A 25868-nucleotide genomic window follows, 5' to 3' on the forward strand; every position below is an offset into this window, starting at 1 on the left:
CTCAGGCGCCGCTCGCCTGGTCCTGCGGACCCGTCTGGGCGAGGGCCCGGGCGACCTCGAGAAGCAGGAGGTCGATGGCGGCCCGCATCAGCGGATCGCCGACCGAGTCGATGAGTTCGCGAACCCGCAGGCACTGCGCGGCGAGCGCGTCCAGCGCGGTATCCTTGCTGTCGAAGATCATGTTCAGGCCACCAGGTAAGCGGGTTCGGAGACGAGGACCGAGCGACTGTCGCCGCGGACGGCGCGGAGCTTGGCCAGGGTGCGGGCGTCGAACCGGGCGGTCGCCGCCATGATCTCCTCGCCGGCGATCTGGACGGGCAGGCCGAGCGGCTGCGGGCGGAAATGCAGCTGGATGACGTGGATCATGTAGAGGGTCGGCATCTGCAGCAGCAGGCTGTTGACCCCATGGGCGAGGCCCCACTCCACGATCCCGGTGAGCAGCGCGATCGAGACCGGATTGACGACGCGGCCCTTGGACCGGTGCGAGCGGGCGACGCCCTGGCGGGTCCATTCCCAGATCTGGGGGCCGACCGGCCGCTCGCCCTCGCAGAGCTGCGGCAGGACGTCCGACAGGAGATGCGGGCGCGTGGTCGGCAGGAGCCGGCTGTAGCCGACGACGGTGTCGTCCTCCATGGCGAGGAAGTGGATCGCGTGCGGCGTGTCGAACTGGTCGATCTCGCGGCCGTCCGGCCTGGCCAGCTCGCTCCAGCCCTTCTCGGCGACGAAGATGTCGTGGCGCAGGCGCCAGGCCTGCTCCATCGCGTCGGCGTAGCGATCCGCGTTGGCGGGGGTGACGATGTGGATCACGAGCAAACCTCACGTTGGTCTGGCGTGAGTCTTCGTCGTTTCACCGGGGGCTGTGTACTACGAGAAACCGTAGGGTCCGCGCGCGCAGCCGGCAGCGGCGCCAAGGACTTGCCGCGGCCCGAACCGCGTTCACCGATGCCGGGCCGCGGAATGTGCAGACCGCGTGGCGCGTTCTCTAGGTTATCAGACCCGCTCGGAGCGCCTGTGCCACGGTGTGGGCGCGGTTGACGGTGTCGAGCTTCGCCCGGGCCGAGCGCAGATGGTAGTCGACGCCGGCGGCGGTGATGCCCATGACGATGCCGATCTCGACGTCGGTCTTGCCCTCCGCCGCCCATTGCAGGGTCTCGCGCTCCCGCGGCGAGAGGCGCACCGGCGCGCGCCCCGTCGGCCGGCTGTTCATCAGCAGCAGTTGACCGACCGCGTAGGTCGCGACGAGGTTGAGGGCGACGCGCTCGGCCGGATCGATCTCGATCCGCTCCCCCGAGACGCTGATCCCGCCCGGCTCGCCGTCGAGGGTCACGAACGGGATCGTGATGCCCGCGCGTATGCCGAAATCGCCGGCCTCGTTCATGACGCGCCCGGCCGTCGGGGTATCCGGCAGCACGGCGCTCCAGTCGAACGGTGTAGCCGTGGTGCACAGCCGGCGGACCGTGGGGTCGTGGAGGGCGTAGCCCTGCGTCACGTACCGGCGGGCCCAGCCTTCCGGCATGGTGCTCGCGAGCACGAACCCGGCGTGCCGCCGCTTCGGCAGGCCGGGTTCCGGGACGATCCCGGCCATGATGTACGAGACCCCGTAGCGGGTGAAGGCGTCGACCAGGAGCCGCGCGATCTCGTCGGGCGAAGCGGCCCGTTCCAGATCCCGCAACACGCTGAAGGTCCTGTCGAGGTGCTTCGAATGCGGCATGCCCTAGCTCGAAATTGATGCACGCACTGCGACAAATGATGAGTCGAACGCAACCTGAGGATGGCATCGCCGCCGCTGAAAGGCTAGGGTAGCCGCGGAAAGCTCTGCCGTTTGAATCGGTCCAGCGGGCGGAGTGCGAGTTTCAACGGTATGACTGACGACGCGACCCCGCCGACGACGCGCTGGCTACTGGAACGGATCGCAGCCACGCTGAATGTCTGTCCGACCTACTTCCTCCAGACGGAGCGGCCCGACGAGACCGCGGCGGACCAGGACGCGCGCGACTGCGCGGAGGTCGCCGCGCTGTTCCAGGCGATCAAGTCGCCGGCGCGGCGCACCGCCGTCCTGAACCTGCTGCGCGAGATGAGCCGCGAGACCTGACGGCGCGTGCCGCACGGCCGCCGCTCCGCGGTCAGGCCGCCACGAGGAGCGCGGCCCCGGCGACGCCCGAGAGGACCAGGCGCAGGCGGCCGAGCCAGAGGGGCGTGAGCCCGCGGCGGGGCAGATCCTGATCGATGAGGCCCCAGGCGAGCACGAGGCCGCCGAGGATGCGCAGGTCCCACGGTGCGGGGGCGGCCATCGCGGCCCAGGCGACCAGGGACGGCACGATGGCCACGAGATAATCGCCGTTGCCGCCATTGCGCGCCGCGGCGGCGCCCCAGCGGATCCCGCCGAGGAACGAGGCGATCACGGCGCCGTAGGCCGACAGGATGGTGCGCGGCGACAGGCCGATGCTGCTCAGGCCGCCGTCCGTGCCCGACACCGCCAGGGCAGCGAAGCCCAGGAACGGGATGAGTCCGGCCACGCCGAGAACGATTGCGCCGATCGGGACAGAGTTCCGGTGCGCCATCCATCCTCCGGGCATCGGCAAGGGTTGGCGACCCGCGCGATCCGACCCCGGTCCGACGCCGCCCTGCCGCAGCGTTCCCGCATCGCGGCGTGGCGGTCAAGGTCGGACCCGCGGCCGGGCCGCAGGCCCGAAGTGGCGTCAGCTCCGGCGCGGCGGCGCCGTGAACGGGACAGCGCCGGGCATCGGTGCGCCGAGGAGGGACATCGGCGCGCTCGCCGGCATCTTCGGCGCGGGCGGCTCGTTGACCGCCGCGTCGATCTTTCGCGGCTTGAAGTTCGCCGCGAGGCTCTTGGCGCTGGCGAGGTCGGCGGGGCTGAGCTTGTTGGCCACGTCGTCGCGCTTCTTGCCGGCATCGTCGTCGCCCTGGCTCGCGGCGGCGGAGAACCACGCGTAGGACTGGATCAGGTCCTGCGTCAGGCCGAGGCCGCGCGCGTAGAGGACGCCGAGATTGTACTGGCTGTCGCGGACGCCGAACTCGGCGCCCTGCCGGAACCACGAGGCCGCGGAGGCGAAATCCGGCTTGCCGTTGGCGGCCGGGTTCTCGGCGTAGAGCACCGCCAGATTGTGCATGGAGCGGGCGTGGCCCTGCTCGGCGGCGCGGCCGTACCAGAGCTTCGCCTTGTCGAGGTCTCGGACGACGCCCGAGCCCTTCTCGTAATGGCCCGCGACCTTGTACTGGGCGGGCGCGTAGCCGGCCGCGGCCAGCTTCTCGAAGAGCTTGGCGGCGATCGACAGATCGCGCGGCATGCCGCGGCCATCGGCCTCCCGCGTCGCGAGGTCCCAGATCGACGCGCCGTCACCGTCGAGGGCGGCGAGCTTCACCTTCGCCAGCGCCGGCGGCAGGTTGCCGAACTCGGCCTGCAGGCTGTTCATCCCCGAGACCTGCGGCACCGCCGCCTTGGCATTGGGCCGGGCGTCCGAGGGAACGGAGTTGGGCAGAGACTGAGTCGTCGTCGGATCAGCCGGCGTCGGCTTCGACTCCGCGCTCTCCTTGGCGGCGTCCTTCGAAGCGTCCTTCGAAGCGTCCTTGGAGACGTCCGCACTGTCCTTCTGGACCTCCGCGGCATCGCCGCGGGACGGCGCGACCTGGCTCGTCGAAGCCGCCGGCCGCGGCTCGTCCGCGCCGCGCATGGTGATCGCCTGGAGCGCGCCGAGAGCCAGCACGATGGCCGCGAGGCCGAGCAGCAGCGGCCGGCGCCGGCGATCGATCTCGGCGCGCAACCGTCCGAGGCGGCCGGTCGCCGCCCCCTGGAGAGCGGCGACCCGGTCACTCCGGGCTTCCCGGCGCTCGGCAGGCGCCTCGGCGGCCAGCTCCGCCTGGGCAGCCTGGGCCGCCCGGCGCGCGGCCGCGATGAAGCTGGTCTTGATGTCGGTCTCGGACTTGGAATCGGCCGCGGATCGCGCTGCGGCGACGTCGCCGAGGCGCTCCTGCACGGCCCGGCGGGCGGAGGGCTCGCGGGCAGCGCGCGGCTCGCGCGGCGGCCGGCCGCTGCCGGGCTCCAGAAGGTCGTCGGCGAGGCGGGATGCCTCGGCATTGTCGCGCCGCGACCTTGCGCGCGCCTCGACGGGCGCGAGGGCCACATCCGGGCTCGTCGACGACATCAGGCGCTCGTCGAGGGACGGCCCCCGCGCCGGGACGGCCTCGGCGGGCCCGAGCCGGACGAGGAGCCGCTCCAGGGCCGACTGAACCCCGTCGAGGGTCGCGCCGAGGCGCTGATCGGAGGCCACCTGCCGGGCCTGCATGTCCGCGAGGCTGGCGCGCAGGAGGCCGATCTCGCCCGACTCGGCGGCACCGAGGCCGGATGTCTGCAGGCTCTGCGCGACCGCGTTGCGGGCGGCACGCTCCACCACGGCCTCGCTCGGCGCCGATTCCCGGAGCGCCGTGACCTGCCGCAGCAGGTCGCCCATCGTGCGCTCCAGCCCGGCCAGCGCCGGATCGGCGCTGTGCGGCGCGTCGAGGCGGCCGGCCAGCGAGACCACCTGCCGCTCCAGGGCGTCGAGGCCCTCGTGCTCGGACCGGGTGCCGACCTGATCGACCTTGTCGGCGAGGCTGCGGAGCATGGCGTGGATGGAGGCCATGTCGCCCGAGCGGGCCACGTTCACGTCGCCGGTGCGCTCGGACCAGTCGTCCCGTGCGCAGAGCACGTCGACCTTCTCGGCGAGTGCCTGGATCTGCTCCGCCAGCGCCGCCGGCGCGGCGATCTTCACGTCGCTGCGGATCTCCTCCAGGATCGGCCGTAGGTCGGGGCCGGCGGCCGTCCGCTGCAGCTGGGCGATCTGCGCGCTCACCGCCTGCAGGCTCTGCGCGAGTCCCTGGATGCGCTCCGGGCCGGCGAGCGCGGCGATCTGACGGCGGATCTCCTCGAGTTCGGCGAACAGGCCTGCGAGGGTCCGGTCGTCCGGACCGGCGGCGCCGGTCGCGGCGGCGGTGTCGAGGCGCTCGGCGAGGCGCCGGACGTCCTCCGCGACGCGGCTGTGGACGTTCTCGGCCACCTCCTCGGCGAGGCGCTCGACCTGGGCCCGGACCTGCTCGATCGGCACCGCGATGGCGGTGAGATCGGTCCCCGCCTGGGCGCGCTCGATGCCGCTCGCCAGGGTGACGACGGCCTGCTCGAGGGCGCCGATGTCCCGGCTCGTCGCGAGCTGGTTGATCGCCTCCCGCAGGCGCGTGGTCTCCTCCTGAAGCTCGATCAGGGCGGTCGACGGGGCGACGCCCTCCTCGATCCGCGCCTCCAGGCGGCGGGCGAGGTCCAGGCGCATGCTGGCGACGACGCCGCCATCGGCCGCGGACGCGGCGAGCGCCGGCTCGGCGCCCTGTGCCAGCTCGCGCTGGCGCTGGCGAATGTCCTGGACGGCGCTGCGGATGTCGGCGGCGGCGGGACGCGGGCGACGGCCGGGCGGCCGGGTCGCGGCGACCTGCTCGCCGAGCTGGGACATGCGGCGCTCGATGTCGCCGAGCCGCTCGGTCACCTGCTGGACGGGGGCCGCCTTCAGGGCGCGCTCGATGCGGGCCTCGATCTCCGCGAGGCGGCGCGCCTCGGCGTCCTGGGCGGCGCGCCGCTCGTGGTCGAGGGCGCGGTCGAGACCGTCGAGGCGGTCCATCAGAGCGGCGATACCGTCGCCGTAGCCCTCGGCGCGCGGCGCCGTCCCGTGAGCCCTCTGGTCGGGCGAGGCCGGCGGGAGGGCGCGCTCGGCCGAGGCCTCGGGCCGGTTGCCGCCGAGAGCGAGCTGCTCGGCGCGGTGGCGCCGCCGGTGCCGGCGATTTCCCTGACCGGCCGATTGCTGCTGCGGCACCACCGACGCGATCCAGGTCTCGAGCGGGACCCCGGCCCGCGCCGCCACGTCGCGGGCCGCGTCGAGCACCTCGGGATCGAAACTGTCGAGCTGCGGCATCGCGTTGCGGGTCATCGGTGGCCTGTCGTCGGCAGCGTTCGGCGTCCGTTTCCTCGGCGCAGAGCGGGACCGGAATTCGGTATCCACGGACGCACGCGTCGGATCGTTCGAGCGTGACCATTAACTTTCTTGGTAAACACGAAGTTAAGGTTTGATGGGCCCGGTAATAGCCGCGACCACGCGGCTGCTGAGGAACGGCCGCGCGTGTCGCGCTCAGGGCGGGCGGAGCCGTTGCTCCGGGAGCGGCGCGGCGTTTACATGCGGCCAACGCGGCGGGCCGTTCCGAGAGGCCCGCACCAGACGGGGGAAGCCAGAGATGCCGCAGTATCGCGCTCCGGTCGAGGATACGCTGTTCTTGCTCACCGACGTCCTCGGCTTCCACGCCCGGGACAACCTGGCAGGCTTCGCCGACGCCTCGCCCGACGTGGTCGAGGCCGTCCTGCGCGAGGGGGCGAAGCTCGCCGAGGAGGTGCTCGCCCCGCTCAACCGCACGGGCGACGTCGAGGGCTGCCGCCGCGAGGCCGACGGGACGGTGCGCACGCCGACCGGCTTCAAGGCCGCCTACGACACCTACGCCAGCGGGGGCTGGATGGGCCTGTCGGTGCCGGAGGCCTATGGCGGCCAGGGCCTGCCGCACACCCTGAACACGGCGATCCAGGAATTCGCCTCGGGCGCGAACCTCGCCTTCGGCATGTATCCCGGCCTGACGCAGGGCGCGATGGCGGCGCTGCTGGTCCACGGCTCGGAGGAGCAGAAGGCGCTGTACCTGCCCAAGATGGTCGAGGGCGCCTGGACCGGGACCATGAACCTGACCGAGCCGCACTGCGGCACGGATCTCGGGCTTCTCAAGACCAAGGCCGTGCCGAACGGCGACGGCTCCTACAGCATCACCGGCACCAAGATCTTCATCTCGGCCGGCGAGCACGACCTCGCCGAGAACATCGTGCACCTCGTCATCGCCCGGATCGAGGGCGCGCCCGCCGGCACAAAGGGCATCTCGCTGTTCGTGGTGCCGAAATTCCTGGTGAACGCCGACGGGTCCCTCGGCGCGCGCAACGGCGTGTCCTGCGGCTCCCTCGAGCACAAGATGGGCATCCACGGCAACGCCACCTGCGTGATGAACTACGACGGGGCTACGGGCTGGCTCGTGGGCCAGGAGAATCGCGGCCTCAACGCCATGTTCGTGATGATGAACGAGGCGCGGCTCGCGGTGGGCGTCCAGGGCCTCGGCCAGTCCGAGGTCGCCTACCAGAATGCCGCCGCCTACGCGAAGGACCGGCTCCAGGGCCGCGCCCTGACCGGCGCCAAGGCGCCCGAGAAGGCCGCCGACCCGATCATCGTCCATCCGGACGTGCGCCGCACGCTGATGCAGATCCGCGCCTTCAACGAGGCGGCCCGGGCCCTCATGCTCTGGACCGCGCTCCAGGCCGACATCCTGCACCGCTCCGAGGATGCCAAGGAGCGGCAGGCCGCCGACGACCATCTCGGCCTGATGACCCCGGTGGTGAAGGGCGTATTCACCGACCGCGGCTTCGCCAACGCGGTCGAGGCCCAGCAGCTCCTCGGCGGCCACGGCTACATCGAGGAATGGGGCATGTCGCAGTTCGTGCGCGATGCCCGCATCGCCATGATCTACGAGGGCGCCAACGGCATCCAGGCCATGGACCTGATCGGCCGCAAGCTGCCGAAGGACGGCGGCCGGGCGATGATGACGTTCCTGGGCGAGGTCCAGACCTTCCTGAAGGACCACGGCGAGGATCCCGCCATGGCGCCGTTCACCAAGCCGCTCCAGGCCGGGCTGAACGACCTCCAGGGCGCCGTGATGTGGCTGATGCAGAACGCGTTCAGCAAGCCCGACAATGCCGGCGCCGGCGCGACCGACTTCATGCACCTCTTCGGCCTCGTGGCCCTCGGCTACATGTGGGCGAAGATCGCAAAGGCCGCCCAAGCCAAGCACGCCGAGGCCCCCTCCCCCCGCTGGGAGTCGAAGCTCACGAGCGGCCGGTTCTTCATGGAGCGGATGCTGCCGGAGACCGCCCTGCGCCTTAACCGGATCAAGGCCGGGGCCGAGAGCACCATGGCGCTGGAGGCGGAGGCGTTCTGAGCAGCCCGCCGGCTGTGCGCCTCGCGCCAGCCGGCGGCTTCTGGTCAGATCGCTGGAAGCACCGCCGTCCTTGCGAGCGGAGCGAAGCAATCCAGGGTCGCTTCACCGCGCTCGCGATGTCGCCGGGCTCACGCACCGAGCGCCGCGTCCAGATCCTCGATCAGGTCGGCCGGATCCTCCAGGCCGATCGACAGCCGCACCACGTCGGGTCCCGCACCCGCGGCGGTCTTCTGCGCGTCGGTGAGCTGGCGGTGGGTCGTCGAGGCCGGGTGAATGATCAGGGAGCGCGTGTCGCCGATATTGGCGAGGTGCGAGAACAGCTGCAGGCTCGACACCAGCTTGACGCCCGCGTCGTAGCCGCCCTTGAGCCCGAAGGTGAAGACGGCCCCCGCGCCGTTCGGCGTGTAGCGCCGGGCGAGCTGATGGTACCGGTCGGTCTCCAGGCCGGGATAGCTGACCCACGACACCGCCGGATGCGTCGACAGGTGCTTGGCCACCGTCAGCGCGTTGTCGGAGTGGCGCTGCATGCGCAGCGGCAGCGTCTCGATCCCGTTCAGGATCAGGAAGGCGTTGAACGGCGACAGCGCCGGTCCGAGATCGCGCAGGCCCAGCACCCGGCAGGCGATGGCGAAGCCGAAATTGCCGAAGGTCTCGGCCAACACCATGCCGGAATATTCCGGCCGCGGCTGGCTCATCATCGGGTAGCGGGCGTCGCCGGCCCACTGGAACGAGCCGCCGTCGACGATCAGGCCGCCGATCGAGTTGCCGTGGCCGCCGAGGAACTTGGTCGCCGAGTGCACCACGATGTCGGCGCCGTGCTCGAACGGCCGGATCAGGTACGGCGTCGCCATGGTGTTGTCGACGACGAGCGGGATGTTGTGCTTCTTGGCGATCTGCGACAGCGCTGCCAAGTCGGTGATGACGCCGCCGGGATTGGCGATCGATTCGCAGAAGATCGCCTTGGTGCGCGGCGTGATCGCCGCCTCGAAGGAGGCGGGGTCATCGTTGTCGGCCCAGGCCACCGACCAGCCGAAGTTCTTGTACGAGTGGTTGAACTGGTTGATCGAGCCGCCGTAGAGCTTGTTGGACGCCACGAACTCGTCGCCCGGCTGCATCAGGGCGTGCATGGTCAGGAACTCGGCCGCGTGGCCGGAGGCCACCGCCAAAGCTGCGGTCCCACCTTCGAGCGCGGCGATGCGCTCCTCGAGGACAGCGTTCGTCGGATTGGTGATCCGCGTGTAGATGTTGCCGAAGGCCTGGAGCCCGAACAGCGACGCGGCGTGGTCGACGTCGTCGAACACGAAGCTGGTGGTCTGGTAGATCGGCGTCGCCCGCGCGCCGGTGGCCGCGTCGGGGGCGGCGCCCGCGTGGATCGCCAGCGTGTTGAAGCCGGGCATGCGGTCGGACATCGTCGGGTCTCCTCAGAGCACCCGAGCCTGTACGCACGCCTGGGAGTGCGGCGCAAGACTCGGGCGCGAAGACTCGGGCGCGAAGACTCGGGCGCGACCGAGCGCTTCGCAATCCCTAGGCGTCCGGCCGGTGGCCGATGTCGATATGCGGCTGGCCCGCGTCGACCAAGGCACGGTCCACGGCCTCGATGGCGAGCAGGGTCCGGGTCAGGTCCTCGGCCATGGAGATCGGCGCCAGGTCGAGGCCGCCCAATCGCCGCGCGATGGCGTTCCGCTGGCGGGCCAGGGCGGCGCGCGCCCGGTTCAGATCCTCGATCTCGTCGGCGGTCATCCGCGCTCCTTCTCGTCGGGGTCCCTCGCCGCGCTCAGGCGCCCGGCGTCCAGTCGATGTTCGGGCGCTGGGCCAGCATGCGCTCGAAGTAGTTGGCGACGGCCTGCGCCCCGTCCGTGTGCATCATCGCGACCGGATGCGCGAGGTAGGCGCGGGCAAGATCGACCGGAATCCGGCCGCCCTGGAGCGCGCTCAGCACCTCGTCGATGAAGGCGTCGTTGGCCTCGTTGAAGTCGTTCGACAGCTTCTTGCGGTCGTTGAGGGCCTTGATCGGCATGCAGCATCCTTGTCGCGCGGAGCCGGGTCGCGCCCGGCCGGAGGGCTCGGCCCGAACCGGGCCGCGGTGGGGAAGGTTCCGGCCACGGAACCTGACGGACAGGTCCAACTGGCGTGCGCGCCCACACCGCTCGGTAACCTTCCACACACGATCCGTGGAGCGGAGTCCCGCGCTCGAGCGTTTACCGGTCATGACGACCGAAATCACGCGCTCTCATACCGTCGAGATCGTCCCGTGCCTGGACGATCCGCGGTGTTTTCGCTGGATCATCCGCAGCCGCGGCGGCGCAGTTGTGGAGCACTCGCCCTACGCGTTCGTGACGCAGAACGGAGCGCGGATCTCCGGAGAGTGCTGGATGCGCGAGCATTTCGGCGACGGTCAGGTCGCGTAGGCTGCGGCCGCAACCGGCTGGGGCGGACACGACCTTCCATGTGGAATTTGCGCGGGTGTTTCCGCGCTGCGCCGGCGTGTCGATGGCAGACGACCTCGCTGGATCATGCGCCGACCGGTCCGCGTCCTCCCACGCGACCGTCGCGGCGGCCATCAAATACAACCTTGACGATGCTTACGAACCGTAAGGCATCGGTTAAGCATTGTTTCGCTGGCCATATTTCTTTGTCAGAACTTTAATCACGCCCGACCAGTATCGCGCCGATTCTGTTTCTGACCAGGGTGCGAACGATGCTGAGCGGCGACGGAACGGTCCGGCACGACGATGCCGCGTCGCCCATGGGCGCGGTGACGTCGATCGAGGGATCCAAGGTCCATCTCGAACTCATCGTGCAGGGCGGCCGGCCCAGGGTGCGCGTCACCGTCGGCAATCTGGTCCGGATTCGTGCCGGAGAGGCGATCCTCGTCGGCATCGTCACCACGCTGTCCTCGGGCAGCGAGCGCGGGCACCGGCCGGGCGCCTACGCGAGCCTCGACCTGCTCGGCGAGATCCACGCGGCGCACGGCGCGCACCGCTTCAGCCGCGGCGTGAGCTGCTACCCGGCGATCGGCGACGATGTGGAACTCCTGTCCGCCACCGATCTCCGGATCGTCCATCAGGTCTCGGCGACCGGCACGGCGGCCGTGGGCGCGCTCTACCAGGATCCCGAGACCCCGGCCTGCATCAAGATCGACGACCTGCTCTCCAAGCACTTCGCGGTGCTCGGCGCGACCGGTGTCGGGAAGTCAAGCGGCGTCACCGTCATCCTCGATGAGGTGATGCGGGCGCGACCGTCCGTGCGCGTCTTCCTGCTGGACGTGCACAACGAGTACGCCGCCAGCTTCGGCGACCGCGCGAGCGTCATCAGCCCGCGGACCCTCAAGCTGCCGTTCTGGCTGTTCAACCTCGAGGAGATCGCCGACGTCATCTACGGCGGCCGGCCGGCCGTGGACGAGGAAATCGAGATCCTGGCCGAGGTGATCCCCCTCGCGAAGAGCAAGTACGGGCAGTACAAGGAGGCGAGCGACCGCCAGATCGTGAAGCGGCCCTTCGGCAAGGGCGCCGGCTACACGGTCGACACGCCGGTCCCCTATATGCTGCAGGATCTGCTCGCGCTCATCGACGAGCGGATGGGTCGGCTCGAGAACCGCGTCTCCCGGATGCACTATCACCGGCTGATCACCCGGATCGAGGCGATCCGGAACGATCCCCGGCACGGTTTCATGTTCGACAACGCCAATGTCGGCGGCGACATGATGGGCGAGATTTTGGCGCACCTGTTCCGGCTCGATCCTGACGGGCGGCCGATGACGATCATGCAGCTCGCCGGCCTGCCGATGGAGGTCGTCGACGCCGTCGTGTGCGTGCTGTGCCGCCTCGCCTTCGAGTTCGGCATCTGGAGCGAGGGCGCCGTCCCGCTGCTGTTCGTCTGCGAGGAGGCCCACCGCTTCGCCTCGGCCGACCGATCGGTGGGCTTCACGCCGACGCGGCGCGCCCTGGCGCGGATCGCCCGAGAGGGCCGCAAGCACGGCGTCCATCTCGGGCTGGTCACCCAGCGCCCGGCCGAGCTCGACGCGACGATCATGTCGCAATGCAGCACCCTGTTCGCCATGCGCATGACCAACGCGCGCGACCAGGCCTTCCTGGCCGCGGCCGTTTCGGACGCCGCCAACCTCCTCACCTTCGTGCCGTCGCTGGGGACCGGCGAGGTCATCGCCTTCGGCGAGGGCGTCCCGATCCCGGCGCGGATGACCTTCCGGCCGCTGCCGTCGGCCCGTCACCCGCGCAACGACGCGAGCGGCAGGGCCGCCGAGGACGACGCGACCGTCGCCGGCGCGGCCTTCGTCGGCGCCGTCGTCGAGCGCTGGCGCGGCGCCACCATGAACAAGGTCGCCGGGTACGACGGCGATCCGGCCGCGGCGGCGCGCCTCGGGCGCGAGGCGGGCTCGGACAGCCCGCACGGCGCCGCCCTCGAGCAGGTGCATCGCCGTCTCCTCCGCCGCCCCCTGGAGGGCGGCGACCAAGCTCAGACCGGCACCCAGACTGGCACCCAGACTGGCAAGCCTCTGTGGCAGCAGGGCGGGGCATGAGCGAGCCCGCTTTCCCGGAGCGTCGAACCCTGCTCGAGGCCGCCATCCAGGCGCTCCCTGTCGGGGTCGTGGTCCATGACGGCCAGGGTCACTGCGTCCTCGCCAACGCCGCCGCGCGCGCCCTCGGGGACAGGGCCGTCCAGGCGCTTCCCGCCGCGGCGGCCGGGGCACGGGACGCCGGGACCGTCGAGGCAGTCGACGACCGGATGCTCGAGGTGCGGACGCGGCCGGTCGCCGAGGACCGGGACGGTTTCACGCTGACGACCCTGATCGACGTCACGCACCATCACCGGATCCAGCGGGAGCTGATCACCAAGGCCTTCATCGACGCCCTGACCGGCCTGCCAAACCGGACGATGTTCGAGCAGAGCATCGCGGATGTCCTGGCTGGGTCCGCGCCGGGGGACCGGTTCGCCCTGGCCTTCATCGATCTCGACAACTTCAAGCACATCAACGACTACTACAGCCACGCCGCGGGCGATGCCCTGCTGCGCAAGGTGTCCGACCGGATCGGCGGCGCGCTGCGCCCGAGCGACCTCCTGGCGCGGATCGGCGGCGACGAGTTCGTGCTGCTCCTCGCTCCCGTCACCGACGGGGACGCGGCGCTGGCCGCCGTGCGCGCCATCTCGGAGCGCCTGAAGCAGCCGTTCTTCATCGACGGGCACGAGATCTTCGCCTCCGCCTCCATCGGCGTCAGCCTCTTCCCGGAGCACGGCGACAGCTACGAGACCCTCGCCCGACAGGCCGACAACGCGATGTACCGGGTGAAGGGCGAGCTGAAGGGCGGCGTCAGCGTCTTCGACGACGCGATGAGCCAGGCCGCCACGGCCCGCATGGCCGTGGAGCAGCGCCTCCGGCTGGCGATCCGCGACCGCTGCTTCTGCTGCGCCTTCCAGCCCAAGGTCGACATGCGCTCCCACGCGGTCACGGGCGTCGAGGTGCTCCTGCGCTGGCGCGACGAGGTCGGCATGATCCAGGCGCCCGGCGATTTCATCGCCCTCGCCATCGAGCTCGGGCTGATCAACGAGATCACCCTGCAGCTCCTGGCCGAGACGGTGCGGGCGATGCCCGACATCGACGAGGTTTTCGGACCCGACGTCACCGTGAGCCTCAACATCGCCGCCAAACAGGCCTGCGACGTGCCGTTCATGACCGCCTTCTGCGCGGCGCTCGGCGAGACGGGACTCGCGGAGCGCTTCGTGCTCGAACTGACCGAGGAGGCCTTCTTCACGACGGGCCGCTTCCAACGCGAGGTCCTGCCGAAGATCCGGGCGATCGGCGCGCGCGTCTCGATCGACGATTTCGGCGTCGGCTACTCGTCCCTCGCGGCCCTGGCGGACATCACCGCGGACGAGTTGAAGATCGATCGCTCGTTCATCACCGACATCGACAAGCGGCCGCGCAGCCAGATCGTCCTGAAGGCGATCGAGTCGCTCGGTGCGGCGCTGGGCATGACGGTGGTGGCCGAAGGCGTCGAGACCTTCGAGGAGGTCGCCTACCTGCTCGGCGCCACGCAGATCCGCTGCGCCCAGGGCTACTACTTCGCGCGCCCGCTGCTGCTCGACCAGATCCGGCAGGCCGAGCCGCCGCGCATGGTCGGGTCGCGCGGTCCGGCCGCGCGCGGCCGCGCGTCGGACCTGCGCGCGTCGGACCTGCGCGCGTCGGACCTGCGCGCGTCCAGCCTGATGCGGCGCGCCTGACCCGCCACGCGGCCGCGGTGGCGCGTCAGGCGGCCAGCAGGGGCCGCCACACGCCCGCCGCGTCCGCGGCCATGGCGCAGATGACCGCCTCGTCGATCGAGCAACGCACCTCGACCACGTGCGGCACACCGGGAGCAAGGGGCGCCTCGACGCCGAGGTCGAATCCGTGCCGGCCGTCGCCCACGCCCGCCGCCGCGATGTCGGCGCGGTACTCCGCCGCCACCGTCACCGCCACGATCGTCCCGTCGACCACGATGTCCAGGCATACGGGGGCGTCGGGCTGCGCGGCGTCGTGGGCCCAGCCGGCCACGCGCAGCGCGCCGTCCGCGCGCAGCGCGCAGCGATCCAGCCACGCCCGCACGGCGCCCGGACGCGACGTCGCGCCGGCCCGACGGATCAGCCGCCTGCGCAGGGCGGCGAGCTGGGGACCGAGCGCGGTGCGCGGCGCGTAGGCCTGCGGACCGATCGCGCTGTCGTCCGGATCGCGGCCGTCGAAGAGCCGCCGGAGGCCGGGAGCGGGCAGGAAGCTCTCGGCCGGCGCGCCCTCCGCCAGCAACAGGTCGTGGCTGTCGAGCTCGACATGCCAGTAGGTGAGATCGATCACGCGCTCACCGCGGGTGATGCTGGTTCCGTTGACGAGGTGGCCGGCGGCGACGAACAGCCCGTCCAGCCAGACGGCGTGGTCCGGCGAGACGAGCAGGTCGCGGGCGGGGACGCCGTCGTCGAGCGCGCCGGCCCGGATGCGCACAGGCCGCTCGGTCGGCGGGGCCGACGATCCGGGATAGGTGCGGCGACCGATCCACCGGATCGGCCGATGCAGGCCCGCGGCCGTGACGACCCTGTCGCCCACCGCGAGCCGCTCGACAGCGACGTCGCCGCGGTCGGTCCTGATGGACGTGCCGGTGCAGTAGCACGGGGCGTTCCCCGGCGCCGCGGTCCCTTGAGCCGTGCCGGAGGACGATTGAGAAGATCCATTCGACCCGTTAGCGCCCGATGCAGGCGCCGTCGAACCGGAGTTCGACCCGGTCGCGCCCGGCTGCGCTCCGGCCGCGCCGGCGCCCGACCGGAGACCGGCCGTCGCCCCGTACAAACCCGGGTCTCGGCCATCCGGCGACGACACGCGGTCCTGCGGCACCGCGACCGCGTTGGGGTTGTTCGAGTAGACGCGGATATAGTCGATGCTCGAGCTGAAGTGGGTGCCCGTCGTCGCCGTGCTCTGCACGGCCAGGTTGGCCAGCAGATACATGGGGCTGTGCAGGTCGGACGGCGTCGCCTGCGAACCGACGAGCTGACCGTCCACGTAGAAGCTGATGCGATCGGCCTGCCAGTTCATGCCGTAGGTGTGATACCCGTTGGGATTGGGCATCTCGCTGTAGACTTGGCGGGTCTGCTGCCAGGTCGTTCCGGGCGGCTGCGGGTCGGTCGTGTGGATCGTGCTGTAGACGCCGCGGTCGTTGTTTCCGTAATGCTCGACGACGTCGAGCTCCTGGTGCCCGTTGGCGCTGCTCGACTGCGGGCTCTGCTGATTGGGCAGCAGCCAGAAGGCGTCCCAGGCATCGGGATTGTTGGAGAAATCCGCGCGGATCTCGAAGTAGCCGTAAGTCTGCGAGAAGTTGCCCTGCGTGCTGATGAGCCCGGACTGCCAGCTCCCCGGATAGCCGGACGCGCTCGTCCCGGGCGGCGCCGCCGTGATCGTCAGGACACCGTTCTGGACGCTGAAGGGATCGTAACCGGACCCGGAATCGAGGAACGAGGACCGGCCGAAGCCGATGTCGGAGTTGGCGTCGTACCGCCACTCGGCGCGAATATCGCGGTAGGTCGTCCCGACGCCGTTCTGCGAGATGCTGCGCGCGTTGAACTCGTCGTCGTAGGTCAGGCGATAGCCCGTCAGATCAAGCATCGACGCCGTCTCATCACCGTTCTGGTTCGCCGGACGTGGCGCGCTGTCAAATCAAGATTGCCAACAAGCAATCCGCGAATAGTTAATAATGTCCTGCGTGTCGCGCGGACGAAGTGAGCATCGGCTGCGACAGGCCATCGCCTGAACGCCCGCCGGTCGCGTCGCGCCATCGAGCAGGCAAAGACGACACGGTTAAGGCTGACTAACCGTATCGGCCACGTGGCGCAAATCAGTCACGGCGCCGCGCGGCTGCGGCCGTACTGGCTGACGGTCAATCGAGGCGCCGCACGGAACGGCCGTGACGGGCTGGAGGCCCGGTGACGGCGGGGGCCTCTACCGCGTCATCGCGGCCAGCGGATCGGAACGCTGGGTGATGCTCGACCGGATGCTCGGACGTCGCCGCGCGATGAGCCTCGGGTCCGCCCCTGCTGTCGCCGTAGAGGCTGTTCAGGCAGGCGATCGGTGCCGGCCCGCAAGCCATTTCAGCTCCGATCTTCCGGGCCAGAACGCGCGTGCAGTGGAAGGAGCCCGCGCAGTCGCACGCGATCGCGGGGGCAAGCGGCGATTCGATCCAGCACGTGGCCTTGTCCAGGGCGACCGATGAGCGACAGGCCGCGCTCACTGCCCTCTTCGGTCGGGCCGTGCGGCCTCGCGGGTCGGCGGCACCTCACAGGATGTGCTGATCGGACAGTCCCCCGACGAGGAAGCGGCTGCATCCCAGTGAATGCAGTCGCGCCCCGGATCGCGTTGCATCGCCTCAGAGGAACCCGATCGAGAACCAGGGGACGAGGATGATGGCGAGCAGCCCGACCAGCAGGGCCAGGACGTAGCCGACGATCGGGCGCATCCCGGCGTCAGGGTTGATCCGGCTGATGGCGCAGGCGGCGTAATAGCCGACGCCGAAGGGCGGGGCGAACAGGCCGATGCCCATCGCGAGGATCACCACCATCGAATAGTGCACCTCGTGCACGCCCACCGCCCGCGCGATCGGGAACAGCAGCGGCCCGAACAGCACGATCGCCGGGATGCCCTCCAGCACCGAGCCCAGGATGATGAAAGCGAAGGCCGAGACGAACAGGAACCCGAGCGCGCCGCCCGGAAGGCCCTTCATCACGACGGCGAGCGTCTCCGAGAAGCCCGACTGGGTGAGCGCCCAGGCCATCCCGGTGGCCGCGCCGATGATCAGCAGGATCGCGCCGGACAGGGCGGCGGTGGTCACCAGCATCGGGTAGAGCCGCCGCCACTCGAACTGGCGGTAGATCAGCAGGCCGGCCAGCGCCGCGTAGACGATGCCGATGGTCGAGACCTCGGTGGCGGTGGCGATGCCCTCGACCACGGCGAAGCGGATCACGAACGGCAGCGCCAGCGCCGGGATCGCCACCAGGAAGGCGCGACCGATGACCCGGCCGGACGGCCGGGCGACGTGGCTCAGGTCCTCGCGGCGGTAGCGCCACCAGACCAGCGCGCAGAGCGTCGCGGCGAGGACGAGGCCCGGCATCAGGCCGCCGGTGAACAGCGCGGTGATCGACACGCCGGTGACCGAGCCGATGGTGATCAGCACGATCGAGGGCGGGATCGTCTCGGTCTGCGCGCCGGTGGTGGCGAGCAGGGCCACGAGGTCGCCCTCCTTGGCACCGCGGGCCTTCATCTCGGGGAACAGCACGGGGGCCACGGCGGCCATGTCGGCGGCCTTGGAGCCGGAGATGCCCGAGACGAGGTACATGGCCCCGACCAGCACGTAGTGCAGGCCGCCGCGGACGTGTCCCAGCAGCGAGGCCAGGAAGCCGACCATGGCTTTCGCCATGCCGGTCATCTCGATCAGCAGGCCGAGGAACACGAACAGCGGCACGGCGAGCAGGATGAGGTGGCTCATGCCCTCGTCCATGCGGCCGACCACCACCATGGATGGCGCGTCGGTGGTCAGCGTGATGTAGGCGAAGGTCGAGAGGCCGAACGCGAAGGCGATCGGCACGCCGGAGAAGACCAACGCGCCGACGCCGACGACGAAGAACAGCAGCAGGTTGAGGTTGCCGAGCCCCGCCAGCCAAGGCTGGAGGGCGACGAGCCCACCCGCGACCGCAACGCCGAGCCCCAAAGCGCCGGCCGTCATCCGCCAATCGGCCGTTTCGAAGAGGCGGATGACGGCGACCAGCAGCATCAGGCCGAGGCCGATCGGCAAGGCAGCGGCGCGCCACGCATTGTTGAGATCGAGGGCCGGCGTCTGGACGTAGATTTCCTCGGCCGCGAACTCGTAGGCCGGGTGCAGGACGAGGCTCACGAAGATCAGGCCGGCCACCAGCGCGACTGTTTCCAGAAAGGCGCGGGTGCGGGGTCCGGTCATGGCGACGATCGCCGTCATGCGCATGTGCTCGGCGCGCCGGAAGGCGACCACGGCGCCCAGCATGGCGAGCCACAGGAACAGGATGCCGGCGAGTTCGTCCGACCAGACGAGCGGCTCATGGAAGACGTAGCGGCTCACGACGCCGGCGAGCAGCACCCCGATCTCGGCCAGCACCAGCAGGGCGGCCGGGATCTCGACGAGATGACCGAGGAACCGATCGGCGGTCCCGAGCCATCGGTGACCGCTCAGCGGGGGCCCGTGCAGGCCGTGACTGGGCGTTGCCTCGACAGAGGCGGCGGCAGCGATACCGACGTGCATGACACCCCACCCTCAACCGAGCTTGCCGGATACGGCTTCGAGGTGGCTCCAGCCGACTTCACCGAACTTCGCCTTCCAGTCCTTGTAGAAACTCGTCTTGGCCAGAGCGTCACGGAAAGGCTCGCGGTCGACAGCGATGAACCTGATCCCCTTCTCTGACAGGGTCGTGCGCAGAGAGTCGCTGAGCCTGGCCACGTCCGCACGCTGATCCTGACCCGAGCGGTCGAACTCCCTGGTCACGATCGCGCGCAGGTCCTCGGGCAGCTTCTGCCAAGCGCGCTTGTTTCCGAGGATCCAGTAGCCGTCCCAGACGTGGCCGGTCAGGCTGCAGGACTTCTGCACCTCGTAGAGGCGCGTCGTGGCGATGATCGGCAGCGGGTTCTCTTCGCCCTCCACGACCTTGGTTTGGAGCGCCGAGTACAGCTCGTTGAAATTGATGGGCGCGGCCCCGGCGTCGAGGGCCTTGAAGAGCGAGGTCAACATCGGTGCTTGGGGCACGCGAATCTTGAAGCCCTTCAGATCCTCGGGCGTCCTGATCTCACGGGTCGAGGAGGTGATCTGACGGAAGCCGTTGTCCCAGCTCTTGCAGATGGTCGTGATCGGCGTCTTGGCGATCTCGGCGCGGACATAGTCGCCGAGCGCCCCGTCCATGGCCTTCCAGACGGCATCGTAATCCTTGAAGGCGAAGCCGGTGTTGGGCAGGCTGGACGCCGGCACGAAGGTCGACAGGATCGAGTGTGAGAGGTTGAAGAACTCGACCGAGCCGTTCCGCACCTGCGACAGCAGGTCGGTGTCCGAGCCGAGTTGATTGGCCGGGAACAACTTGATGTCGACGCGCCCGCTCGTCGCGTCGCGGATCCGGTCGCACGCTTCCTGCGCCCGGACGTTGACCGGATGGGTCGGGTCCTGCCCGGTGGCGAGCTTGTAGCCGAATTCGGCGGCCTCGCCCCGGCGCGTGATGATGCCGAAGATCGGGACAGCCGCGGCGCCGGCAAGAAGTGTCCGACGGCTTATGTTGAATGTGCTCACGATTTCACTCCCTGATGATGCTCGGTGGCGCGATCCCGCCTGCTACGGTCTTTGAGATCGCCGGCCTCTGCCCATGCGTGCAGGTCGCCCTTTTGCTGAGCGTTTTTATTGTTTTGATCGATTATTGAAGTCGTTAATTGTTTTCAGGCGCGCATCATCGCTCAGAGCGCGCGATGCGACCGAATGAATAGAGAAATCTTTCTACGGCACAGCATGATCGCGGACGCGGAGATCCGCGATCATCTCAATTCAGCTCAGTTGTGGGTGCGAGTAGTCGCTTGTTGTCGCGAGCGACGGCTGCGCCTACAGCCAACCGCGGATGCTTCGAGCCATCGCCTCGGTCGAGATGCCGTAGCGGTCGTGAAGGGTCGGCAGCGCTCCGGCGTCGAGGAACTCGTCCGGCAGGCCGACTTGACGGAAGCCGCGCTCCGGCAGGGTACCGTCGCGCATCAACAATCCCGCCACCGCCTCGCCGAGGCCGCCGACCACCGAGTGGTTCTCGGCAACGACCACGAGGCGCCCACCGCGACGGGCCTCGGCCAGGATCGTCGCCGCGTCGAGCGGCTTGATCGTCGGCACGTGCAGCACCGCCACGTCGACCCGATCCTCGCGCAGGGCCTCGGCCACCTCCAGGGCGCGCATCGTCATCAGGCCCGACGAGATCACCAGCACGTCGCGGCCATCGCGGATCGTCTTGGCCTTGCCCCACTCGAACCGGTAGCCGTACTCGTCGAGCACCAGCGGGACGTTGCCGCGCAGCAGCCGCAGGTAGACCGGGCCCTGGTGGGCGACCATCGCCGGGACCATCTGCTCGATCTCTTGCGCGTCGCACGGGTCGAGGATCGTCATGTTCGGCATGCCGCGGAAGATCGCGACATCCTCGGTCGCCTGATGGCTGGGCCCGTAGCCGGTGGTCAGGCCGGGCAGCGCGCAGGCGATCTTGACGTTGAGGTTCTCCTCCGCGATCGCGAGGCAGATGAAGTCGTAGGCGCGCCGCGCCGCGAACACCGCGTAGGTGGTGGCGACCGAGACGAACCCCTCGCGGGCGAGGCCGGCGGCCGCGCTCATCAGGAGCTGCTCGGCCATCCCCATCTGGTAGAATCGGTCAGGGTGGGCCTGCGCGAAGATGTGCAGGTCCGTGTACTTGGCCAGATCCGCCGAGAGGCCGACGATGTCGGGCCGGGTCTTGGCGAGCTCCACGAGGGCGTGGCCGAACGGGGCGGGCTTCGTGCGCTGCCCAGGGGCGGCCAGCGAGGCGATCATCGCCGAGGTCTTGGCGCCGCCGCCGACGCGCGGCGCGGGCCTCTCATATTTCGAGCGTCTCACTGCACCCTCCCCTCGTCCAGGATCTCCAGCGCCTGCGTCCACTCGGCCGGCTCGACCCGCAGGAAGTGGTTGCGCTCGCGCTCCTCGAGGAACGGCACGCCCTTGGCCATCTTCGTGTCGCAGATGATCACCCGGGGTTCGGGACCCGGATGGTGCCGGGCGGCATCGAAGGCCTTCACGAGCGCGTCGAGGTCGTTGCCGTCGACCCGCTGAACGAACCAGTTGAACGCCTCGAACTTCGGCGCCAGCGGCTCGAAGTTGAGAACCCCGTGCGAGGGGCCGTCTGCCTGCATGCCGTTCACGTCGACGATGCCGATCAGGTTGTCGAGCTTGAACGACCCGGCCGACATGGCGGCCTCCCAGGTCGAGCCCTCGTCGAGCTCGCCGTCGGAGAACAGGTTGTAGACGAAGCTCTTCGCGTTCTTCCGCTTCAGGCCCAGCGCCATGCCGACCGCGATCCCGAGCCCGTGGCCGAGCGACCCGCCGGTGATCTCCATGCCGGGCGTGTAGGCGGCCATGCCGGACATCGGCAGGCGGCTGTCGTCGCCGCCGTAGCTTGTCAGCTCGTCCTCCGGGATGATCCCGGCCTCGATCAGCGCCGCGTAGAGGGCGATGGCGTAGTGGCCGATGGAGAGGCAGAAGCGGTCGCGGCCCTCCCATTCCGGATCCTCCGGACGGTAGGTCATCGCGTGGAAGTAGCTCACCGCCAGCACATCGGAGATCCCCAGCGCCTGGGCGATGTAGCCCTGGCCCTGGACCTCGCCCATCAGCAGGGCGTGGCGGCGGATATTGTAGGCCCGGTCGGCCAGCGAGATGTTCGAACCCTCGTGGGGCCGTTCGGTTGACATGAGGTCCTCCCTCTCAGTGGATCAGCATGCCGCCGTTCACGTCGATCACCGCGCCGGTGATGTACGCGGACAGGTCGGAGGCCAGGAACAGGCAGGCATTGGCGATGTCGTCGGCGACGCCGAGGCGGCCGAGCGGGATGCCCTTGGCGATCTCGACCTTGAGCTCGGGGGTGAGCTTGTCGCCGGTGATGTCGGTCTGGATCAGACCGGGAGTGACGGAATTGACCCGGATGCTGTCAGCGCCCAGTTCGCGGGCCATGGCCTTCTGCAGGCCGAGGACGCCGGCCTTCGCCGCGGAATAGTGCGGACCGCCGAAGATGCCGCCGCCGCGCTGGGCCGAGACCGACGACATGCAGACGATCGAGCCGGATTTCTGCTTCCGCATCTGCGGGACCACGGCCTGGCTCATGTAGAGCGTGCCGCGCAGGTTGACGTCGGTGACCGCGTCGTAGTTCTCCGGTCCCACATCCATCAGCTTGAGCGGCTGGGTGATGCCGGCGTTGTTGATCAGCACGTCGATCGAGCCGAGGCGGGCGATCGTCTCATCGGCGGCAGCTTGGCATGCGCCCCGGTCGGTGACGTTGCAGGCGAGGCCGAGATGGCCGTCACCGAGGTCGCGGGCGGCCGCCTCGGCCTGGCCGGCGTCGAGGTCGAGGATGACGACGCGGGCGCCCTGCTTCGCGAAGAGCCGGGCGGTGGCCTTGCCGATGCCGCGGGCGGAGGCCGCCCCGGTGATCACGCAGACCTTGTTCTCGAGAAGCATGTAGACCCTCCCTGCAAACCGGCCGAACCCGGCTTCTTCTGCGATGGGAGGCGGAGAAAGCTTGGCATGAAGCCAGCTCACCCTCTTCGGCCGCGCTCTGACGGGCGTCGACGTCCGAGCCGTTTCCTCGCGTCCTATCGTTGACGCCCTTATGGCTGCCCGAGAGGCAATGAACAAACGCGAAGATTGCATTCAAACATGAATGAAATTCATTAAACGCTATTCCAGCTCCGAGCTCGGCGATACAGACAGTTCTCTAGCGAGCCAGCGTGCGAAGATCCTCAGAGGTTCGCGCCGTCGCGATGATGGCGGAAAGACGAGATGGTGACCGGTGTAGTGGATATCCACTGAACGACCTGCAAGCGGTGCCACAAGGCGTCCGATCGTCATTTCCCGTTCCGCGAGACGTGTCGACTCCAGGGCGACGCCGAGGCCGTCGGCCGCTCCGGTCAATGCCAGGAAGCTGCGGTCGAAGCGCAGGGCTGCGGATGCCGGCGCCGTCAGGCCGTTCTTGTCGAACCAGTGCGGCCAGCGCACCAGCTTCGTGTCGCTCTGGATCAAGGGATGCCGGAACAGATCGGACGGCTTCTTGATCTGCTCTGCTCGCGACGGGTCGCAGAGCGGTGTCACCGTTTCAACGCCGAGAGGCATGCGCAGCAAGCCCTCGCCGCGCGGGGGGCCGTAGACGATATCGGCATCGAACTCGTCGTTGGTGAAGCGCGCGTAGTCCATGCCTGCGGCCAGTCGCACCTCCATCCCAGGATGGTCGCGCAGAAAACCCGACAGCCGGGGCGTCAGCCACTGTGCGGCAAAGCTCGGGGCGCAATGCAGGCGCAGCAATTGCGAGCCGCGGGTCGAGATCATGTCGAGCCCGCGGTGCAGCTCGGCGAAAGCCCGGCTGACGTGATCGAGGAGCGCCTCTCCCGCTGTCGTTGGCGCGATACCCTGCCCGACGCGCTCGAAGAGAGGCACGCCGAGCGACTCCTCGAGCTTGCTCATGGCGTGGCTGACAGCGCTGGCCGAGAGGTTCAGCTCGCCGGCAGCCTCCTTGAAAGAGCGACGTCGCGCCGCTGCCTCGAAGATGCGGAACGCGGACAAAGGAAGATCCGAAGCCATGACGCTATCTTGAAGTCCCCCATTTTATGAGAGTATCACATCGCCTATTTGCGAGCAGTTTCCTCACGATGCTTGATCTTATTGCGCTGACTGCATCCGGGACAATGAATAACGCGTCACGATGCCCTACTCGCCTTATGACCGGTCGCCTTCTGGATTGAGGGTCTAGGCATTCCATAGGGGCACCTCCCGCATGAGATGATGCGCCAGTGTTTGGTCGAAGCAACACCTATCGGACCGCTTCCCCTTCTGTCCGCGGGGAACCAGCGCGCATCGGTCCAATCAGCAGGATCGAACCGGAAGGCAGCACATCCGCTTCGAGACGAAAGCGCGACATCCGATTGCGATCCTGAGCGGACAATCAGGACCGGCTCCGGCAGCTCGACACGGTCGTCGCGTTCCTCGCAAGCCCACCCTTCTGGACGCGCTTCGGATCCGGGGACTGGTCGCGCGAAAATCCATGAGGCCGTACAAGCTGGACGAGGATAGACCGGGCCGCCCCTCGAACTCGGCTCGACTGGTATCGGTGACGCTGTACTCGACGTTCTCAAGATTAGTCGACCCGGTGGCGACGACCAAGCCGACCACCTACAGGCCACGCAGGTAACCGCTCACCTGATAGAAGCGGCGTCGGTCTGAGCGAGCGTGCGGAGCCGGCAGAGGCTTGCAGGCGAGATTCGGTACATCGGCCGCGAGTCTATAGATCGTCGGCTCACCCGTCAGTGGAGATGGCGTGGTAGCCGCCGGCCATCTTGCCGATGAGCGGCCTCGCGTCGCGGCTCACACGCTGGTGACGTCGGGCGCGCTTCCGCGTCGTGAGGGGGCAAGAGCGCCCTCGATCAGTTCATCTTCCGGCGCCGGTCCTGCACCTCTTGCTGCGCAAGCTTCCGGCCCAGCGATATCAAGAGCGCGTCGGCCAGCGCTTTCAGAGCCGGATCTCGCAACTCCACAATCGCCTCCTGTGCGGCGATGGCGTGATCGGCGGCCCGGTCGAGCGCGGTTTCATCGGGGCGGCGCGTGCCCTCCGCGAAAGTGCCCTCGCTCATCCGCAGTGAGGTGATGTCCACGAGGATGCCGCCACCGCCGACCGGTCGCCCTTGATGATCAGCGGTGAAGCGGCCTCGCGCCAGAACCCAGCGGGTCTGGTGGTCGACTGAGATGACCCTGTACTCGGTCAGGAAGGTGCTACCTTCGCCGGCGCTGCGCCGGATCAGATCGAGAACCCGCACCCGATCCTCGGGGTGTATGGCTTCGACGTATTGGGTCAGTGGAACGCCCGCCTCCGCCTGCTGCGGGTCGACATCGAAGAGCAGCGCCACGAAGGCGTCCGAGCGCGCGCAGTCCGTCGCCGCGTCCCACTCCCACTGGCCGATGACGTCGAGTTCATCGAGCGCCGACTGAAATGCCTTCGGACACGTCTGACCGCCAAGGGATCGGGGCTTCGGCACGCCGTACCTGCTCTCGCTGTTCGCTCACACCCGTGTGAACTGTCGCACGACACAACCACAAAGGGCAAGCTTTGCGCTAGCACAACCGTTGCGCTTCACACGCATTCAAATAGAATTTGAAACGGTATAACAGTGTACACGGCGCGTCCGGGACGCCGAGACGGAGGCCTATGAGCAGCAAGACGCCGCCCCCCAGCGCCCTTCATCATGAGGAGGACTGCGGGGTCTCGACGCTTCGGCAACAGAGGACGGAACGGCTCCTGAGTCGTATCGCGGAAGCGGTGCAGGTGCCGCCCTCTGCGTTCTACAGGCCACCGAACGCCGTCGATGCGAGAGCGTCCGCCGCGGCCAGTCCGGTGGCTTCGGTCGCCAGCGACGCTGAGTGCGCGGAGTTGCTGGCCGCTTTCAACCTGGTCCGTGATCCTGAGGATCGACGCAGGCTCCTGGAACTGGTTCAGAAGACGGCCGAGCGCGCCTGAGGTTA

General features: G+C 69.2%; 22 protein-coding genes. 6 read left to right on the forward strand and 16 right to left on the reverse strand.

From position 1 onward, the window contains the following. Position 1: 1 nt before the first annotated feature. The 3 genes from ACX9MN_RS06925 to ACX9MN_RS06935 form a co-directional block, all read right to left on the reverse strand. Entirely contained in the window at positions 2–181 is a 180-nt protein-coding gene (locus ACX9MN_RS06925) for a hypothetical protein (protein ID WP_020091376.1), read from the reverse strand. Between the two features lie 2 nt (positions 182–183). Continuing rightward, positions 184–807, reverse strand: a complete 624-nt coding sequence (locus ACX9MN_RS06930; protein ID WP_489724028.1) for an acyl-homoserine-lactone synthase — start codon at positions 805–807, stop codon at positions 184–186. Positions 808–982: 175 nt separating this feature from the next. Further along, the gene (locus tag ACX9MN_RS06935; RefSeq protein WP_056522117.1) at positions 983–1711 is read right to left on the reverse strand and encodes an autoinducer binding domain-containing protein; all 729 of its coding nucleotides are present in this window, start codon (positions 1709–1711) and stop codon (positions 983–985) included. 150 nt (positions 1712–1861) lie between these two features. Here ACX9MN_RS06935 and ACX9MN_RS06940 point away from each other — a divergent pair, with 150 nt between their 5' ends. After that, on the forward strand, positions 1862–2092 hold the full coding sequence (locus ACX9MN_RS06940) for a hypothetical protein (RefSeq protein ID WP_020091373.1): 231 nt from the start codon (positions 1862–1864) through the stop codon (positions 2090–2092). A gap of 31 nt (positions 2093–2123) precedes the next feature. Here ACX9MN_RS06940 and ACX9MN_RS06945 read toward each other — a convergent pair whose 3' ends face one another. Continuing rightward, a complete protein-coding gene (locus ACX9MN_RS06945) occupies positions 2124–2561 on the reverse strand; it encodes a DUF3429 domain-containing protein (protein ID WP_020091372.1) in 438 nt (145 codons plus the stop codon). 138 nt (positions 2562–2699) lie between these two features. After that, complete coding sequence (locus tag ACX9MN_RS06950; protein ID WP_489724029.1) at positions 2700–5969, reverse strand: SEL1-like repeat protein; 3270 nt, start codon at positions 5967–5969, stop codon at positions 2700–2702. Positions 5970–6270: 301 nt separating this feature from the next. Between ACX9MN_RS06950 and ACX9MN_RS06955 the strand changes: the two genes are divergently transcribed. Then, positions 6271–8058 (forward strand): acyl-CoA dehydrogenase C-terminal domain-containing protein, encoded by a 1788-nt coding sequence (locus ACX9MN_RS06955; protein WP_091980470.1) that lies wholly within the window; start codon positions 6271–6273, stop codon positions 8056–8058. 128 nt (positions 8059–8186) lie between these two features. On the opposite strand, the gene ACX9MN_RS06960 is transcribed toward ACX9MN_RS06955, so the two are convergent. The 3 genes from ACX9MN_RS06960 to ACX9MN_RS06970 all read right to left on the reverse strand — a co-directional run bounded on the left by ACX9MN_RS06960 (position 8187) and on the right by ACX9MN_RS06970 (position 10075). Continuing rightward, on the reverse strand, positions 8187–9467 hold the full coding sequence (locus ACX9MN_RS06960) for an O-acetylhomoserine aminocarboxypropyltransferase (RefSeq protein WP_020091369.1): 1281 nt from the start codon (positions 9465–9467) through the stop codon (positions 8187–8189). Positions 9468–9582: 115 nt separating this feature from the next. Beyond that, positions 9583–9798: a hypothetical protein gene (locus ACX9MN_RS06965; RefSeq protein WP_056522126.1), complete on the reverse strand. Its 216-nt coding sequence runs from the start codon at positions 9796–9798 to the stop codon at positions 9583–9585. Between the two features lie 34 nt (positions 9799–9832). After that, on the reverse strand, positions 9833–10075 hold the full coding sequence (locus ACX9MN_RS06970; protein WP_020091367.1) for a hypothetical protein: 243 nt from the start codon (positions 10073–10075) through the stop codon (positions 9833–9835). A 190-nt stretch (positions 10076–10265) separates the two neighbouring features. Between ACX9MN_RS06970 and ACX9MN_RS06975 the strand changes: the two genes are divergently transcribed. The 3 genes from ACX9MN_RS06975 to ACX9MN_RS06985 all read left to right on the forward strand — a co-directional run bounded on the left by ACX9MN_RS06975 (position 10266) and on the right by ACX9MN_RS06985 (position 14295). Beyond that, positions 10266–10466 carry a hypothetical protein gene (locus ACX9MN_RS06975; protein WP_056522129.1) on the forward strand — a complete coding sequence of 67 codons (201 nt, stop codon included), beginning with the start codon at positions 10266–10268 and terminating at the stop codon, positions 10464–10466. Between the two features lie 290 nt (positions 10467–10756). Continuing rightward, positions 10757–12595 (forward strand): ATP-binding protein, encoded by a 1839-nt coding sequence (locus ACX9MN_RS06980; protein WP_489724030.1) that lies wholly within the window; start codon positions 10757–10759, stop codon positions 12593–12595. Further along, on the forward strand, positions 12592–14295 hold the full coding sequence (locus tag ACX9MN_RS06985; RefSeq protein WP_489724031.1) for a putative bifunctional diguanylate cyclase/phosphodiesterase: 1704 nt from the start codon (positions 12592–12594) through the stop codon (positions 14293–14295). The genes ACX9MN_RS06980 and ACX9MN_RS06985 overlap by 4 nt, the downstream gene beginning before the upstream one ends. A gap of 25 nt (positions 14296–14320) precedes the next feature. Here the strand turns inward: ACX9MN_RS06985 and ACX9MN_RS06990 are convergent, their stop codons facing one another. The 8 genes from ACX9MN_RS06990 to ACX9MN_RS07025 all read right to left on the reverse strand — a co-directional run bounded on the left by ACX9MN_RS06990 (position 14321) and on the right by ACX9MN_RS07025 (position 25384). Beyond that, entirely contained in the window at positions 14321–16195 is a 1875-nt protein-coding gene (locus tag ACX9MN_RS06990) for a Hint domain-containing protein (RefSeq protein ID WP_489724032.1), read from the reverse strand. Positions 16196–16952: 757 nt separating this feature from the next. Beyond that, a complete protein-coding gene (locus ACX9MN_RS06995) occupies positions 16953–18854 on the reverse strand; it encodes a TRAP transporter large permease (protein WP_489724033.1) in 1902 nt (633 codons plus the stop codon). 12 nt (positions 18855–18866) lie between these two features. Continuing rightward, positions 18867–19883, reverse strand: a complete 1017-nt coding sequence (locus ACX9MN_RS07000; RefSeq protein ID WP_489724034.1) for a TRAP transporter substrate-binding protein — start codon at positions 19881–19883, stop codon at positions 18867–18869. Between the two features lie 303 nt (positions 19884–20186). Continuing rightward, positions 20187–21209, reverse strand: coding sequence for a transketolase family protein (locus ACX9MN_RS07005; protein WP_056522138.1), 1023 nt, complete (start codon positions 21207–21209; stop codon positions 20187–20189). Then, the gene (locus ACX9MN_RS07010; RefSeq protein WP_056522141.1) at positions 21206–22057 is read right to left on the reverse strand and encodes a transketolase; all 852 of its coding nucleotides are present in this window, start codon (positions 22055–22057) and stop codon (positions 21206–21208) included. The genes ACX9MN_RS07005 and ACX9MN_RS07010 overlap by 4 nt, the downstream gene beginning before the upstream one ends. A gap of 13 nt (positions 22058–22070) precedes the next feature. Next, positions 22071–22820, reverse strand: coding sequence for an SDR family NAD(P)-dependent oxidoreductase (locus tag ACX9MN_RS07015; protein ID WP_056522144.1), 750 nt, complete (start codon positions 22818–22820; stop codon positions 22071–22073). Between the two features lie 219 nt (positions 22821–23039). Beyond that, entirely contained in the window at positions 23040–23936 is an 897-nt protein-coding gene (locus tag ACX9MN_RS07020) for a LysR substrate-binding domain-containing protein (RefSeq protein ID WP_091924202.1), read from the reverse strand. A gap of 839 nt (positions 23937–24775) precedes the next feature. Beyond that, a complete protein-coding gene (locus ACX9MN_RS07025) occupies positions 24776–25384 on the reverse strand; it encodes a PAS domain-containing protein (protein ID WP_489724035.1) in 609 nt (202 codons plus the stop codon). A gap of 170 nt (positions 25385–25554) precedes the next feature. On the opposite strand from ACX9MN_RS07025, the gene ACX9MN_RS07030 reads away from it, so the two are divergent. Continuing rightward, complete coding sequence (locus ACX9MN_RS07030) at positions 25555–25863, forward strand: hypothetical protein (RefSeq protein ID WP_489724036.1); 309 nt, start codon at positions 25555–25557, stop codon at positions 25861–25863. Positions 25864–25868 lie beyond the last annotated feature (5 nt).

It is taken from the genome of Methylobacterium sp. 1A (assembly GCF_058072805.1).